The following is a 15,590-nucleotide window of genomic DNA, read 5'->3' as shown; positions in this document are numbered from 1 at the left end:
TCGCACGAGTGGTGGCAGGAAATCAACCAATACTGTCATTCCTGCCACTGGTGGCAGGAAGTAAATGAGCGAATGATTGCTGCCATGAACACGATCATCGCCCTCCTGGTCCTGACCGCCATCGCCTCGCTGCTGGTCAGCTACGCCCGCCACGACCGGTTCGCCGGCCCCGCCTCCACCGCCCACCCGGTCGACGACCTCGGTCCGGTCGAGGAGCGGTTCCACCTCGTCCCCCGCGCCTGAGCGGTTCCGGCGAGCAGAAATCAACTTTTGCTTGACCTGACACAAAAGTCCCGCCTAGCGTGATGCGAGTCACACGGCCGTCTCGCCGGTGACGCTCCTCAAACTCGGTTGTGGAAGGCGCATCATGCCTGTGCGGTCTCGTCAGCTCGTCGTCTCGTTGCTCGCCCTTGTGACGGGCCTGGCGCTCGCCCTGGGGCTGACCGCCCCGATGGCGGCCGCCGTGCCCGACCCCCGACCGGACCGGTCCACGTCCGGTGCCACGACGGGGCCGGCGCCCGAGGCCGAGGTGGAGGACGACGCCGGTTCCGACGCGCCGAAGAAGGCGACGCCCCGCGACGCGAGCTCCGCCGAGTCCGCCACGGCGGCGGCCGACGACCCGCCGGACCTCTCCAAGTTCCAGAAGGTCGTCCTCGGCCAGGGCACCGGCCTCGGCGAGGTCATGGAGCTCACCGTCGCCCCGGACGGACGGGTCTTCTTCATCACCCGCGCCGGCGACATCTCGATGTACGACCCGGCCGACGGCAGCATCGAGATCATCATGAACAACCCCAGCCTGGGGGTGTGGAGTGGTCTCGAGGACGGTGGGCTCGGCATCACCCTCGACCCGGCCTTCACCGACAACGGCTGGATCTACGTCTACTACGCGCCGCTGCCGGCGTCGTACAACGCCAACCGGCTCGCCCGGCTCACCGTCGAGACCGACACCGATGGCGAGACCTTCATCGACAAGGAGTCGGAGAAGGTCATACTGGAGGTCGGCACGCAGCGCAACGTGTGCTGCCACTCCGCCGGCTCGGTCCAGTTCGGCGACGGTGGCGTCCTGCACCTCGCGACCGGTGACAACACCTCGTCCTCGGACAACGACGGCTACTCCCCCCACGACGAGCGTCCCGGACGCTCCGACTACGACGCCCAGAAGTCCTCGGCCAACACCAACGACCTGCGCGGCAAGATCCTGCGCGTCATCCCCCGCAACGACGATGACGGCGACGTCGACCCGACGGCCGGCGACGGCATCTCCTACGACATCCCTGAGGGCAACCTGTTCGGCGAGGGCGGCGCCCACCCGACCGCGAAGTACCCGGACGCAGACCCGGCGAAGACGCGGCCCGAGATCTTCGCAATGGGCCTGCGCAACCCCTACCGCCTCGGCGTCGACGCCGACACCGACGTCGTCTACTGGGGCGAGGTCGGCCCGGACTCGCGCGTCAACAGCCCCAACCGCGGCCCGCGCCACTTCGAGGAGTTCAACCGCACCGACACCGCGATGAACGGCGGCTGGCCCTACTGCGGCGGCGAGGTCGGCGACGACCTCACCAAGATGGACTTCGGCGGCGCCTACGTCGACTGGGACTTCGTCGCCAACCGCTACCGCACCAACCCCGACGGCACGCCCAAGCGCTTCCCCTGCAACGACCCCGACGAGATGGCCGGCGTCAACGACTCCCCCAACAGCACGGGCCTGCAGACGCTGCCGCCGATGACCGACGCCTGGATCCCCTACTCCGACGTCGCCCCCTACAAGTACCCCGCCGTCCAGGGCTCCACCCCGACCGGCGGCCAGGTCTACCGGCAGTCGCAGAACACCTCGGCGAAGGACACCGCGTTCCCGGCGTACTTCGAGGGCTCGTACTTCATGTCTGAGATGAGCCGCGGCTGGATCAAGGAGGTTCGCACCGACGCCGAGGGCAACATCGAGTCGATCAACGACTTCATGAGCGGCTTCGTCGCTCCCGGTGACCTCGAGTTCGGCCCCGACGGCTCGATGTACGTGCTCGAGTACGGCACCGGGTTCTTCTCCGGCTCCCCGCAGACCAAGCTCGTGCGCATCGACTACGCCGTCAACGGCTCGGCCCCCGTGGCCCGCGCCAGCGCCGACGTGACCGAGGGCGCGGCACCGCTCGCCGTGCAGTTCAGCAGCGACGGCACCAGCGACCCCGACGGCGACGACGTCACCTACGCCTGGGACCTCGACGGCGACGGCGAGACCGACTCGACCGACGCCGACCCGTCCTGGACCTACGAGGACGCCGGCGACTACACCGTGGTGCTGACGGTGACCGACGCGACCGGCAAGACCGCGACGTCGCAGGTCACGGTCAACGTCGGCAACACCGCGCCGACCGTGCAGATCGAGCTGCCGGTCGACGGCGGCTTCTACGCCTCCGGCGACGACATCCCGTTCGTCGTCGACGTGCAGGACGCCGAGGAGACGGTCGACTGCAGCCAGGTCGTGGTCCAGGAAGGACTCGGCCACGACATCCACGTCCACCCGAACCTCTCCGTCAACGGCTGCGAGGGCACGATCCGCACCGCGGCCTCGGCCGACCACGGCCCCGACGCCAACACGTACGGCGTCCTCATCGCCACCTACCGCGACACCGGCGCCAACGACGGCGCCAACGCGCCCCTCCAGGGCAGCGACACCGTCATCCTCCAGCCCAAGCTGCGCCAGGCCGAGCACGCGACCGACCGGCAGGGCGTCGGCTACACCGGCTACGACGACAAGTCCGGCACCCGTCCGGGCGGCGGTGGGCTCATCACCGGCATGGGCAACGGCGACTGGGTGATGTTCGACCCGATGAGCCTGCTCAACATGACCGACGTGTCGATCCGCTACTCCGGTGGGCCGCAGTCCGGCGCCACCATCCAGGTGCGGGCGGGGGCAGCGGACGGACCCGTCGTGGCGACCGTGCCCCTCGACGGCGGCACCCAGGGCCAGTACTTCTACAAGACCGTCAGCGCCGCCATCACCGCTCGTGACGCCGACGCGGGCGGTCGCCCGCTCTACTTCGTCTACGCCGGCAACGGCGAGATGAACTTCGACGAGTTCTCCGTCGAGGGCATGGGCGTCGCCGGCAACACGTCACCGGTGATCACCTCCGCCACGGCCACCCCGGCCGATGGTCTCGCGCCGCTCGAGGTCGAGTTCGCCGCCGAGGCCGACGACCCCGACGGTGACGACATCACCTACGCGTGGGACTTCGGCGTCGAGGGCACCGACGACGACACCGCCAGCACGGCGACGGCCACGTGGACCTACCCCGAGCCCGGCACCTACACCGCCACGCTCACCGTCGAGGACGAGACCGGCAAGTCCACCAGCCAGGCCGTCGAGGTGAACGTGCGGCAGCCCTGCGCGACCGCACCCACCCCCGACGAGGGCTACGAGCTGCTGTTCGACGGCACCGACGTGTCCGGCTGGAAGCAGTCCGGCCCCGGCGGGTTCGTCGTCGAGAACTGCGAGCTCACCAGCGTCGGCGGCCTCGGGCTGTTCTGGTACTCCGAGCGCACCTTCGACGACTACACGGTCAAGCTGCAGTTCAAGCTCTCCGACGACGGCGACAACTCCGGCGTCTTCACCCGCTTCCCCGACCCGGGCAACGACCCCTACGTCGCGGTGGACAACGGCCACGAGATCCAGATCAAGGAGGGTCAGCCCAACGACGAGCCGCAGAAGACCGGGTCGGTCTACAACTTCGACCGGGAGGACGCGCGCAACGCCAACCCGCCCGGCGAGTGGAACGACTACGCGATCACGGTCGAGGGCCAGACCTACACGATGGCGCTCAACGGGGAGGTGGTGAACGAGTACACCTCCGATGGCACCCGCGGCACCGGTGGCTACATCGGCCTGCAGAACCACGGCAACGCCGACACCGTGAGCTTCCGCAACATCCAGGTCAAGGAGCTCGAGGTCCAGGAGCCGTTCGTCAACGAGCTGACGGCCGACCCGGTCCGCGGCGGCGCGCCGCTCACGGTGGACTTCACCGCCGAGGGCATCGACCGCCAGGACGACGCGATCACCTACGAGTGGGACTTCGGCGACGGGTCCGACCCCGTCACCGGTGCCGCCGGCACCATCTCCCACACCTACACCGAAGGCGGCACGTTCACCGCGGAGGTCACGCCGGTCGACGCCGAGGGCAACCGCGGCCTCACCCGGACGACGGAGGAGATCACCGTCCTCGTCGACCCGGTCGCCACCGCGACCGCGACCCCGCGCTGCGGCGTGCTGCCGCTCGACGTCGACTTCGACGCCTCCGCGACCGACCCGCAGGACCAGGCCGTGACCTGGGCGTGGGACTTCGGCGTCGACGGCACGAACGACGACACCTCGACCGAGAAGTCGCCGTCGTACACCTACACGGCGGCCGGCGAGTACACCGCGACCGTCATCGCGACCGACCCCGACGGCAACACCGGGACCAGCTCGGTGCGCATCGAGGTGCTGGCCGACGGCGAGTGCCGGCCTGTGGCGGACCTGTCGGAGCTGTTCAACAACGACGGCATCTCCACCGACGCCAACCCCGGTGACGGCAACTTCGACGGCGGCGGCTGGACCTTCGCCGCCGAGCTCCTCCCGCCGGCCGTGCAGGACAACGGCGGCCCGGTCAGGCTCAACGGCGTCGACTACGACTTCGGCAGCCCGGCCGACGGCCAGCTCAACAACGTCGAGTCCGACGGCCAGGTGATCACCCTGCCGACGGGGACCTACGACGAGCTGAGCATCCTCGCCACGGCGCACAACGGTGACGTCCAGAAGGAGGGCACGCTCACCTACAACGACGGCACCACCGTGCAGGTCCCGCTGCGGTTCACCGACTGGGCCGTGACGCCGAAGTTCGGCGAGGAGATCGCCATCGACATGCCCTACCGCCACAACGGCGGGGGCAACACGTCTCCGCGGGTCATGATCTTCACCCAGCGGATCGCGCTCGAGTCCGGCAAGCAGCCTGACACCCTGACGCTCCCCGTCGACCCGAAGCTGCACGTCTTCGGCGTCTCCGGCGTCCGGGGCGAGGAGCCCGCGCCGCCGTGCGAGCAGCCCCAGCGCTCCGACGAGTTCGACGACACGGAGCTGCTCGACAACTGCCACTGGACGGTGCGCCGCCCCGACGAGACGGCGTACGACGTCTCCGACGGCGCGCTGCACCTGACCGCCCGCACCGGTGAGTACAACGACACCGCCAACATCATCACCCAGGACGCGCCCGACGGCGCCTGGACGGCGACGACCAAGCTCACCTGGGACCCGACCGAGGCCGGCCAGCAGGCCGGGCTCGTGGTCGCCGGCAGCGGCGGCTCCGGGTTCGCCAAGCTGACCTTCGTCGACAAGGGCGAGGACAGGGAGTGGATCGAGTTCCTCAAGTCGTCGAGCCCGAGCAACAACGACTTCGAGTTCACCGGCGACTGGAACACCGGTGGCGGCAGCTTCGACGGGCCGTTCCTGCCCGGCGACTTTCCCACCACGTTCTGGCTGCGGTTCACCTCCGACGGCTCCCAGCTGCGCGGGTGGTACTCCACCGACGGCGAGGCGTTCACCGAGGTGGGTGACCCGCGCACCCTGGCCGGGATCACCAACCCGCGGGTCGGCGTGATGGCGCTGACGGGCGGCGCCGGGGGCAACCCGGTGGCCGACTTCGACTTCTTCCGATGGTCCGGCGTCGAGCAGGGCGAGGCGCCGAGCGTGACCGCGGCCGCCGAGCCGACCTCCGGCACCGCGCCGCTGGACGTCGAGTTCACCGCCGAGGGCGCCGACCCCGAGGGCGGCGACCTCACCTACGCGTGGGACTTCGGTGTGGGCGGCACGCAGGACGACACCGCCGACACCGCCGACGCGAGCTGGACCTACACCGAGCCCGGCACCTACACGGCCACGGTGACGGTCACCGACCCCGAGGGCCAGACCGGTGAGGACACCGTCGAGGTCGTCGTCGACGAGCCCGCCGAGGGACGCACCTGGGTCGTCGACGCGGTCGACTCGGCCACCGACAACCAGTGGGTCTCGGAGGACAACGGCACCTCGACGGTCACCATCGAGGTCGGCGACACCGTGGAGTGGCAGTTCGACCAGGCCACGATGGGCCACGACCTGACCTCTCTCGACAGCGCCGACGCCTGGAACCCCGCGCTCGCCGAGTACCGCGGTTCCGGCGGTGAGCCGGTTCGCTACACCTTCACGAAGCCCGGCACCTACGAGTACTGGTGCAGCATCCACGGCGCCACCATGCGCGGCACCGTGATCGTGGAGGAGCCCGCCGAGGACAACCAGGCCCCGACGGCCGACCCGTTGGTCGACCCGCGGGAGGGCGCAGCACCGCTCTACGTCCACTTCGAGGCCCGCGCCAGCGACCCCGACGGTGACGCGCTCACCTACCTGTGGGACTTCGGGCAGGGCGACGGGCCGTCCGACACGTCGACGTCGTCGCACGCCCACGTGACGTACACCGACCCCGGGCGGTACACCGCGACCCTGACCGTCAGCGACGGGAAGGGCGGGACCTACGAGGAGGAGTTCGAGATCGCCGTCACCGGTGACGCGCCGCGCGTCTCCATCGAGGCGACGCCCACCAGCGGTCCCGCTCCCCTGCCGGTCGCGTTCGACATCAGTGCGATCGACGACCAGGGCGGCCCGCTCAGCTACACGTGGGACTACGGCGACGGGACGACGTACACGGGTCCGAAGCCTCCGCTGAACCACGTCTACACGGCGTCGGGCAGCTACACCGCCACGCTCACCGTGACCGACCCCGACGGCAACACGGGCAGCGACAGCGTCGACATCAGCGTGGACGCACTACCGGAGATCGAGGCCACCGCCACGCCGGCGAGCGGCGACGCACCGCTGGAGGTGGACTTCTCCACCGAGGTCAGCACGGGAGGCGAGTTCTCGGCTTTCGCCGACGGCACCGCCACCTACCCCGACCTCACCGGCACCGCGTCCATGGTCCGCTCGCGCGACACGACGGTCACCACGCTCGACGTCACCGGCCTCAAGCCCGACGCCAAGCACATGGTCCACGTCCACGAACAGTCCTGCACCGACGGCAACGGCGGAGCGCACTTCCGCTTCGACACCGACCTGCCGTTCGCGGAGGACAACGAGATCTGGCTGCCGTTCACCAGTGACGAGGAGGGCGCCAGTGGCGAGGTGGTCGTGACGAGCGACCAGCGCGCCGGGGCCGACGCGATGGCCATCGTGATTCACGACCCGGACAACCCCGCCAAGCGGATCGGGTGCGTGGACCTCGACCCGAGCATCGACGGGCTCACCTACGCCTGGGACTTCGGTGACGGCGAGGAGGCCGAGGGGGCGGACCCGACCCACACCTACACCGAGCCCGGCACCTACGAGGCCACCGTCACGACCGCCATGGAGGGCGGCACGGACGAGGTCACCGACACCGTCGAGGTCGTCGTCACGGGCGACGACCCCACCGACCCGACCGACCCGGTCGCGTCGACGGTCACGGCCACGGCGACGCCGTCGGAGGTCACGGTGGACGACACCACCCGGGTGTCGGTCCAGGTCACGGCCGAGGGCACCACCCCGACCGGCGAGATCACCCTCACCGGCGGCGGCAGGACCTACGGCCCCACCACGCTGGACGACGGCACCGCCACCTTCACGGTCGGTCCGTTCACCCAGCCGGGCCCCGTGACGTTCACCGCGGCGTACGCCGGCAGCGACGAGGTCGCGGCAGGTCAGGACGAGGTGACCGTCACCGTCAAGGCCAAGCCGGCCCCGGGTGACACCACCGCCCCGGACACCACCATCACCCGCGGCCCGATGGGCCAGGGGCGAGGTCCGGCTGCGACGTTCACCTTCACCTCCTCCGAGCCCGGCAGCACCTTCGAGTGCAGCCTGGACGGCGGAGCCTGGGCACCGTGCAGCTCCCCGGCGACGTTCAACAAGCTCGGGCAGGGCGGGCACGAGCTGCGGGTGCGGGCCACCGACGCGGCGGGCAACACCGACGCCAGCCCGGCCGTCCGCACCTGGACGGTCGACCGGGGCAAGCCGACGGCGAAGGTGCTGACGGGACCCAGGCCGACCAGCGACCGGACGCCGACGGTGCGTGTGCGCATCGGTGACCGGCACGACGACCTGCGGGCCCGCGACGTGAAGGTCCGCTTCGACGGTCGGGCCGCGGCGAAGGTGCGGGTCAACCGCAAGGGCGTCATGGTCGCGACGTCGAAGCGGCTCGACCCGGGTCGTCACCGCGTGGTGCTGGTCATCCGTGACGAGGCGGGCAACAAGCGCACCGTCCGCTGGTGGCTCACCGTGCGCCGCTGACACCGACGCCCCAAGCGCCCGCACCCGCCGGTGACCCCGGCGGGTGCGGGCGCGTGCACGACGGCGGGCACAATGCCCCCATGGTCGGACCAGGCGCCGGTGACGCCCTCGCCGCCGGAGCCCGGGTGGCGCTGCTGGTCGCCGGTTCCCCGGCGTACGTCGACCTGGTCCTGGCCCTGCTCGCCGACGGGGTCTTCCCGGTGCCGCTCGACCCGGCGCTCACACCGGCGGAGCGGCATCGGATCCTCGCGCCCATCTCCCCCGACCTCGTCATCACGTCCCAGGCGCAGGTGAAGCGGCTGCTCGCCGCCCGGGCGGACCGGTCCCGGTCGCTGCCGCTCGGCCGGCCGGTCCACTGCACGAGCGGCACGACCGGCACCCCGAAGGGCGTGTGGTCGGGTCTCCTCCCCGAGACCGAGGCGGCCGCCCTGGTCGCCGAGGAGCGCGAGCTCTGGGGTTTCGAGGCGGACGACGTCAACCTCGTGCTGAGCCCGCTCCACCACTCCGCCCCGCTCCGGTGCGCGACCGGCACCCTGCTCGCCGGCGGCAGGATCGTGGTGCCGGGCAGGTTCGACCCCGCAGCGGTGACGGCGGCGATCGAGCGCGACCGGCCGACGACGATGTTCTGCGTGCCGACCCACATGCAGCGGTTGTTCGCCTACTGGGACGCGGTCGGCGTGCCGGACCTGTCGTCGTTCCGGCTGGTCGCCCACGCGGGCGCCCCGTGCCCGCCGCAGGTCAAGCAGCGGCTGATCGAGCTGTTCCCCGGCGGCTCGACGTGGGAGTTCTACGGCTCGACCGAGGGCCAGTTCACTGCCTGCCGCTCCGAGGAGTGGCTGGACCACCCCGGCACGGTGGGGCGGGCCCGACCCGGTCGCACCCTCACCATCGACGACGACGGCCGGATCTGGTGCGCCGTGCCGCGGCACGCCCGGTTCACCTACCTCGGCGCCCCCGAGCAGACAGCGGCCGCCTGGCGGGACACCGTGCACGGCCCGGCGTTCACCGTCGGTGACGTGGGGCGGATCGACCCCGACGGCTACCTCCACCTCGAGGGCCGGCGCACCGACCTGATCATCACCGGCGGCGTCAACGTCTACCCGCTCGAGGTCGAGAACGCCCTGCGCGAGGTCGACGGCGTCGACGACGTCGCCGTCTTCGGCGTGCCCGACCCCCGGTGGGGGCAGCGGGTGTGTGCCGCTGTCGTCGGCGACGCCACCACGGACGCGCTCGACGCCCACGCCAGGTCGGTCCTCGCACCCGCCAAACGACCCAAGGACTACCTGGGCGTCGCTGACCTGCCGATGACCGCCACCGGCAAGGTGCGTCGGGACCAGCTGCCCGGACTGGCCTAGGGTGCGAACATGCGTTCCCTCGTTGCGTTGGCGCTCGCCGCTGGCTCGCTCTCCGCGCCCTACCTGCAGACGGCCACGTCGACGGCTGCGGAGCAACCGGTCCACGACATCGTGGTCAGCGCGCTGCCGGGTTCGTCGGTCACGACGTATCCGGCGTTCGAGCCCGGTATCGACCGGTTCTCGGTCCGATCTGCCGAGACCGTCGACCGGTTGTCGGTGACAGCCACTTCCAGCGACCCCAAGGCCACCATCGCGGTCAACGGACGCCCGGCCGGCAACGGCACTGCACACGTGGTGGAAGGCCTTGCGCCGGGCGAGGAAGTCAACGTCCAGATCACAGACGCCTCCGGCACCTCGAACCAGTCGTGGATCGTCCTTCCGCCTCGGTTTCCAGACGTGAGGACCACCGGACCCCACCCCGGACTGGCGCCGGGCAAGGCTTTCGTGACCCTCTCGTCCTTCGTCGCGCCGCCCTTCTCGGCCGTGCTCGACGAGCGCGGGGTGCCGGCCATGGTGTCTGCCCAGAGGGGCAGCGACTTCAAGCAGTCCAGCTCGGACCCTGCGCATTTCTCCGTCGCCCTGCCCGACGAGAGCGGCGGTGACCGGATCACCGAGCTGGACGAGCAGTACCGCGAGGTGCGGAGCTTCCGGCTCGCCGGCGACAAGGCGAACAGCACCGATTTCCACGATTCCACCCTGTTCCCTGACGGATCCGCACTGCTGATGGGTTATGACTACCTCGCCCGCGACGGGGGCGCGTGGACCGACGCGATCATCCAGCGCCTCGACCCGGATGGGGATGCCGCCTGGACGTGGAACAGCAAGGACCACGTCGACGAGGCAGAAGGGCTGGTCGACCGGACCCCACACGACTACGCCCACATCAACTCGATGCAGGAGCTCGCCTCGGGCGACGTCGTGGCCTCCTTCCGCAACCTCAGCCAGGTGATGCTCATCGCCGGCAGCGATCACGACGGCTTCTCCCGCGGTGACGTCATCTGGCGTCTGGGGGGCCTGCGCAACGACTTCGAGTTCGTCGACGACCCCTACGGCGGACCATGCGCGCAGCATGCGGCGCAGGTGCTCCCCAACGGGCACCTGATGATCTTCGACAACGGGTCCCGGCGTGACGACAGTGGACCGATCGCACTGCAGACCGCAGACATGTGTCCTGATCCCACCGACCCCGACGGTCCACGGGTGGCACGCCCGCAGTCCCGGATCACAGAGTACGTCCTCGACACGAGCACGACGCCGCCCACGGCCAGGATGGTCTGGAGCCACGTGCCCGCCGGGCGCTACGCGCCGTTCGCTGGCAACGCGCAGCGCTTGGCCAACGGCAACACACTGGCGGGATGGTCGCGGTCCGAGGTGCCGTCCGGGCAGGCACCCATCGCCACCGAGGTGACCGCCGGCGGCGAGGAGATCTGGTCCATGACCGGCGGCGGCCACTTCTCCTACCGTGCCTTTAAGTACGACGCCCCCGACAGGATCGCGCCTGAGGTCGCCGTCTCGTGGCCCACGGAGCCGCCGACGGTCGAGCTGGGAGCGGACCTCCCGCTCGACTTCGGTTGCAGCGACACCGGCGGTTCGAACCTCGACGAGTGCAGCGCCGGAGGCCAAATGAGCGGCGCCGACCTGCCGACCGACGAGGCAGGGACCCACCAGGTGGTCGTGCGAGCCACTGACGGCGCGGGCAACGAATCGACCCGCACCATCAGCTACTCCGTCACCGCACCGCCGGCACCGGCTCCCTCGCCCGGCTCCACGCCGACGCCGTCTCCGACGACGGCACCCACGGCCGTCCCGACGACGACGTCTCCGACGACGACGCTCCCGACGCCGGTCGAGCCCACCTCGGCCCGCGCCGACGCGACGATCCGCACCACCGGCGGTGCGTGGAAGGGGCGCGACCTCTACACCGTCCGCAGGCAGACGGTCGACCTCCGCGCGCGCCCGGGCAGGCCGGCCACCGTGCGCGTCCGGGTCCGCAACAGCGGCGACGCACCGGGCCGTCTCAGGCTGGAGGGCACCACCGGCAAGCGCTGGGCGACCGGACGGTGGTACGCCGGTCGGCGCGACGTGACGGCGCGGGTGCGCGCCGGCACCTACCGCACTGTCCGCCTCGACCCGGGACGGTCCGTCCGCCTGCGACTCGTCGTCGTACCCCGCGACGGAGCGACGGGGCGGTCCATCGTCCGGCTGGCAGCACGGAGCCGCGACGCCGACCCGGACGTCGTACGCGCGCGGGTGTCGTTCCGCTGACCCGGCGAGCGCGAAGCTGGCGCGGCTTGCGCCCCCGCCGACCTCGTCAGGCCGACCAGACGGGTCCGACCTGGTCGACCAGGTCCCGGGACTGGCGCAGGCCGGCCTCGGCCGCGACGGCGCGCTTGGCGGGGTCGAGCAGGTTGCGGCCGAAGGCGGCCAGCGCCTCCGGGTCCGGCGTCACCACTGACCACGCACGCGGCGCGACGCGTTCGAGCTGGGCGCGGATCGACACCTTCTTGCTCACCGACCGCGGCAGGGGCGCCAGGACGATGACCCGCTCGGCCCCACGGGCCACGTCGACGTTGGCCGTGGACCGCATCCCGCCGTCCATGTAGGTGCGCCCGCCGATCTCCACCGGCGGCCACACGGTGGGGACGGCGCAGCTGGCCGCGACCGCCGCGACCAGGTCGACCCCGGAGTCGGGTCGGAAGACCGTGAACTCGCCGCTGGTGGCGTCGACGGCAGTGATGCGCAGGTCGCGGTCGGGCCAGTCGTGGACCGGCAGCCGGGCGCGGATCACGCCCTCCCGGTCGACGCTGCCGGGTGCGTGGGACGCGTGGGCCACCCGCCCGACGCGGGCGAGCTTGTCGCGGCCGCTCCCGGGCAGCACGTAGGGCGGGACCAGCTTGAGCACCGCGATGCGCGACATCCGGCCGCCCAGCTCGGCGTCGGCCGGCTCGAGCTGGGTGGCGTAGAGCTCCTCCAGCGCGAGGCCGTTGGTCACCTGCGCACCCACGACCGACCCGGCCGAGGTGCCGACGACCGTGTCGGCGCCGGTGAGGTCGACACCCGCCCGCGCCAGTCCGGTGAGGACCCCGAGCTGCCAGGCGATGCCGGTGATGCCCCCACCGCCGAGGACCAGTGCCGACGTGCCGCGTCCTGTCATGCCGCCAGTTCTAGCGGATCGACCCTGACAAGGGCACCCATCGGCAGACGACAGACGACGACGGCCCGCCGGGTCTCCCCGGCGGGCCGTCGTGCTGCGGTGCGTCAGATCAGCGGGTCAGGCGATCAGGCCTGCCCACCCGTCAGCTTCTCACGGAGCGCCTGCAGCGCCTCGTCGGACGCGAGCGAGCCGCCGGTGTCGCCACCGGACTCGGCACCACCCTCGGCGACGTCGCCGCCGGAGGAGTACGAGGTGGCCTCGCCCGCCTCGGCCTCGGCGACCTTGGCCTCGGCCTGCTGCTTGACGTGCTGCTCCCAGCGCGCGTGCGCCTTGGCGTACTGGTCCTCCCAGACCGCACGCTGCTCGTCGAAGCCCTCGAGCCACTCGCCCGTCTCGGGGTCGAAGCCCTCGGGGTAGACGTAGTTGCCCTGCTCGTCGTAGGTCGCGGTCATGCCGTAGAGCGTGGGGTCGAACTCCTCCACGTCGGCTGCGGCAGCGGTCTCGTTGGCCTGCTTGAGCGACAGCGAGATCCGACGACGCTCGAGGTCGATGTCGATGATCTTGACCATGACGTCGTCGTTGACCTGGACGACCTGCTCGGGGATCTCGACGTGACGCTCGGCGAGCTCGGAGATGTGCACCAGGCCCTCGATGCCCTCCTCGACGCGGACGAACGAGCCGAACGGGACCAGCTTGGTGACCTTGCCGGGCACGATCTGGCCGATCTGGTGGGTCCGGGCGAAGTGCTGCCAGGGGTCCTCCTGCGTCGCCTTCAGCGACAGGGAGACACGCTCGCGGTCCATGTCGACGTCGAGGACCTCGACGGTGACCTCGTCGCCCACGGCGACGACCTCGGACGGGTGGTCGATGTGCTTCCACGACAGCTCGGAGACGTGGACGAGGCCGTCGACGCCGCCGAGGTCCACGAACGCACCGAAGTTGACGATCGAGGAGACGACGCCCTTGCGGATCTGGCCCTTCTGGAGCTGGGTCAGGAAGCCGTGGCGGACCTCGGACTGGGTCTGCTCGAGCCAGGCACGGCGCGACAGGACCACGTTGTTGCGGTTCTTGTCGAGCTCGATGATCTTCGCCTCGAGCGTCTGGCCGACGTAGGGCTGCAGGTCGCGGACGCGACGCATCTCCACCAGCGAGGCGGGGAGGAAGCCGCGGAGGCCGATGTCGAGGATGAGGCCACCCTTGACGACCTCGATGACGGTGCCCTCGACGACGCCGTCCTCCTCCTTGACCTGCTCGATGGTGCCCCAGGCACGCTCGTACTGAGCACGCTTCTTGGACAGGATCAGGCGGCCTTCCTTGTCCTCCTTCTGGAGGACCAGGGCCTCGACCTTGTCGCCGACGGTGACGACCTCGTTGGGGTCGACGTCGTGCTTGATCGACAGCTCGCGCGAGGGGATGACGCCCTCGGTCTTGTAGCCGATGTCGAGGAGGACCTCGTCGCGGTCCACCTTGACGATGGTGCCGTCGACGATGTCACCGTCGTTGAAGTACTTGATCGTCGCGTCGATCGCCGCGAGGAAGTCCTCTTCGGACCCGATGTCGTTGACAGCCACCTGGGGCGCGTCGTAGTCCGGAAGAGTGGAGAGCGTGCTCGTCATATGGAAGGAATTTCCTTGGATGGATGGAGTCGTGCGGACGCGTGCAGCTGTCCGTTTCACTGGTCCCCGACGGTGACGGATCATTCGCGGTGACGCGGCGAGCCCGGGTTCGCTCGGTATGGAAGCCGGGCAGACGACTGGCGCAACACCCAAGACTACGCGTGCGTCGCGTCCCGCGTCCAACCGGCACGGCACGCTCAGCCCACGCTCAGACCGGTGTCAGGCCCCGCGCGGCCGGGCGTGCGTGTCGCCGGTCTCCGCGACGGCCCTGAGGAGGCTCGCGGACCGGTCGGCGACGGGGTTGTCGCCGGCGCGGGCGGCGAGGTCGACCAGTGCCCACAGGTCGGCGGCGCGCGCTCCCTCCAGCAGGGCATCGGCCGAGCCGCCGTGCCGGGTCGTCCAGGCGTCGAGCACGCCGGCCACGTAGGACGGGTCGCGCTCGAACCGCAGCAGGTTGCCGAGGTCGGTCCACGGGTGCCCGGCGTGGGCGAACTCCCAGTCGAGCACGCCCGCGACCTCGAGGCTGTCCGGGTCGACGAGCAGGTTCTTGGGGTTGAGGTCGCTGTGGACCAGGCAGGTGCGCTGCACCGAGTCGAGCAGGTCCTGCGCCCGGCGGGCCACCTCGGCGAGCGCAACGCGCTCCGCGTCCGGCCAGTGGGCCAGCCGCGCGTCGACCCACTCGTCCAGACCGCCGTCACCGAAGCTGCCCACGGCCAGCTCCGCGTCCACGAAGGGCCCGGGGCGCAGCATCGGCATGCCCGCCAGCGCGGCAGCCACCCCGCCCGTGCTGCCCCCGAGACGACGCAGCCCGTCGGTGTCGTCGGCGCCGGTGAGCCGCTCCACCACGAGGTCGCCCCGCTCCCCCGGCAGCCACGAGGTCACGAGCAGCCCGGGCCTGCCCGTCGCCGCATCGGCCCGGCGCACCTCGAGGACCTCCGGCACGGGCAGCAGGCCGCGCACCAGCCGCAGCACCGCCTGGTCCACCTCGGGAGCCGCGTCGCCGCGGGGGTCGTCGGGCGGGTAGAGGCGTACGACGGCGCGCTCGCCACCGACCTCCCCGAGGAAGGTGCGCCCCGAGTGCCCGCCGGTCAGCGGCTGAAGCGTGGGTCCGAGGTCGCTCATCGCCCGCATCGTGCCACGGTGGC

7 protein-coding genes are annotated in these 15,590 nt (G+C 71.0%); 4 read left to right on the top strand and 3 right to left on the bottom strand.

The annotated features are described in order from the left end of the window. The first annotated feature begins 84 nt into the window (after positions 1-84). From HOO61_RS17750 to HOO61_RS17695, 4 genes are all read left to right on the top strand, one after another. Positions 85-243, top strand: a complete 159-nt coding sequence (locus HOO61_RS17750; RefSeq protein WP_172260841.1) for a hypothetical protein — start codon at positions 85-87, stop codon at positions 241-243. A 124-nt stretch (positions 244-367) separates the two neighbouring features. After that, positions 368-8,320 (top strand): PKD domain-containing protein, encoded by a 7,953-nt coding sequence (locus HOO61_RS23785; RefSeq protein WP_216659050.1) that lies wholly within the window; start codon positions 368-370, stop codon positions 8,318-8,320. Positions 8,321-8,400: 80 nt separating this feature from the next. Continuing rightward, positions 8,401-9,675, top strand: coding sequence for a class I adenylate-forming enzyme family protein (locus tag HOO61_RS17700; protein WP_172260839.1), 1,275 nt, complete (start codon positions 8,401-8,403; stop codon positions 9,673-9,675). A gap of 9 nt (positions 9,676-9,684) precedes the next feature. Further along, positions 9,685-11,940: an arylsulfotransferase family protein gene (locus HOO61_RS17695; protein ID WP_172260837.1), complete on the top strand. Its 2,256-nt coding sequence runs from the start codon at positions 9,685-9,687 to the stop codon at positions 11,938-11,940. 46 nt (positions 11,941-11,986) lie between these two features. On the opposite strand, the gene HOO61_RS17690 is transcribed toward HOO61_RS17695, so the two are convergent. The 3 genes from HOO61_RS17690 to HOO61_RS17680 all read right to left on the bottom strand — a co-directional run bounded on the left by HOO61_RS17690 (position 11,987) and on the right by HOO61_RS17680 (position 15,567). Next, the gene (locus HOO61_RS17690) at positions 11,987-12,829 is read right to left on the bottom strand and encodes a patatin-like phospholipase family protein (protein ID WP_172260835.1); all 843 of its coding nucleotides are present in this window, start codon (positions 12,827-12,829) and stop codon (positions 11,987-11,989) included. Positions 12,830-12,954: 125 nt separating this feature from the next. Beyond that, positions 12,955-14,445 (bottom strand): 30S ribosomal protein S1, encoded by a 1,491-nt coding sequence (gene rpsA, locus HOO61_RS17685; protein WP_172260833.1) that lies wholly within the window; start codon positions 14,443-14,445, stop codon positions 12,955-12,957. A gap of 219 nt (positions 14,446-14,664) precedes the next feature. Next, on the bottom strand, positions 14,665-15,567 hold the full coding sequence (locus HOO61_RS17680) for a phosphotransferase family protein (protein ID WP_172260831.1): 903 nt from the start codon (positions 15,565-15,567) through the stop codon (positions 14,665-14,667). Positions 15,568-15,590: the final 23 nt, after the last annotated feature.

The sequence above is a fragment of the Nocardioides sp. zg-1230 genome, assembly GCF_013155335.1.
Classification (GTDB): Bacteria; Actinomycetota; Actinomycetes; order Propionibacteriales; family Nocardioidaceae; genus Nocardioides.
Note: the sequence above shows the minus strand (reverse complement) of the source record. Positions and strands in the feature narration are given on the sequence as shown.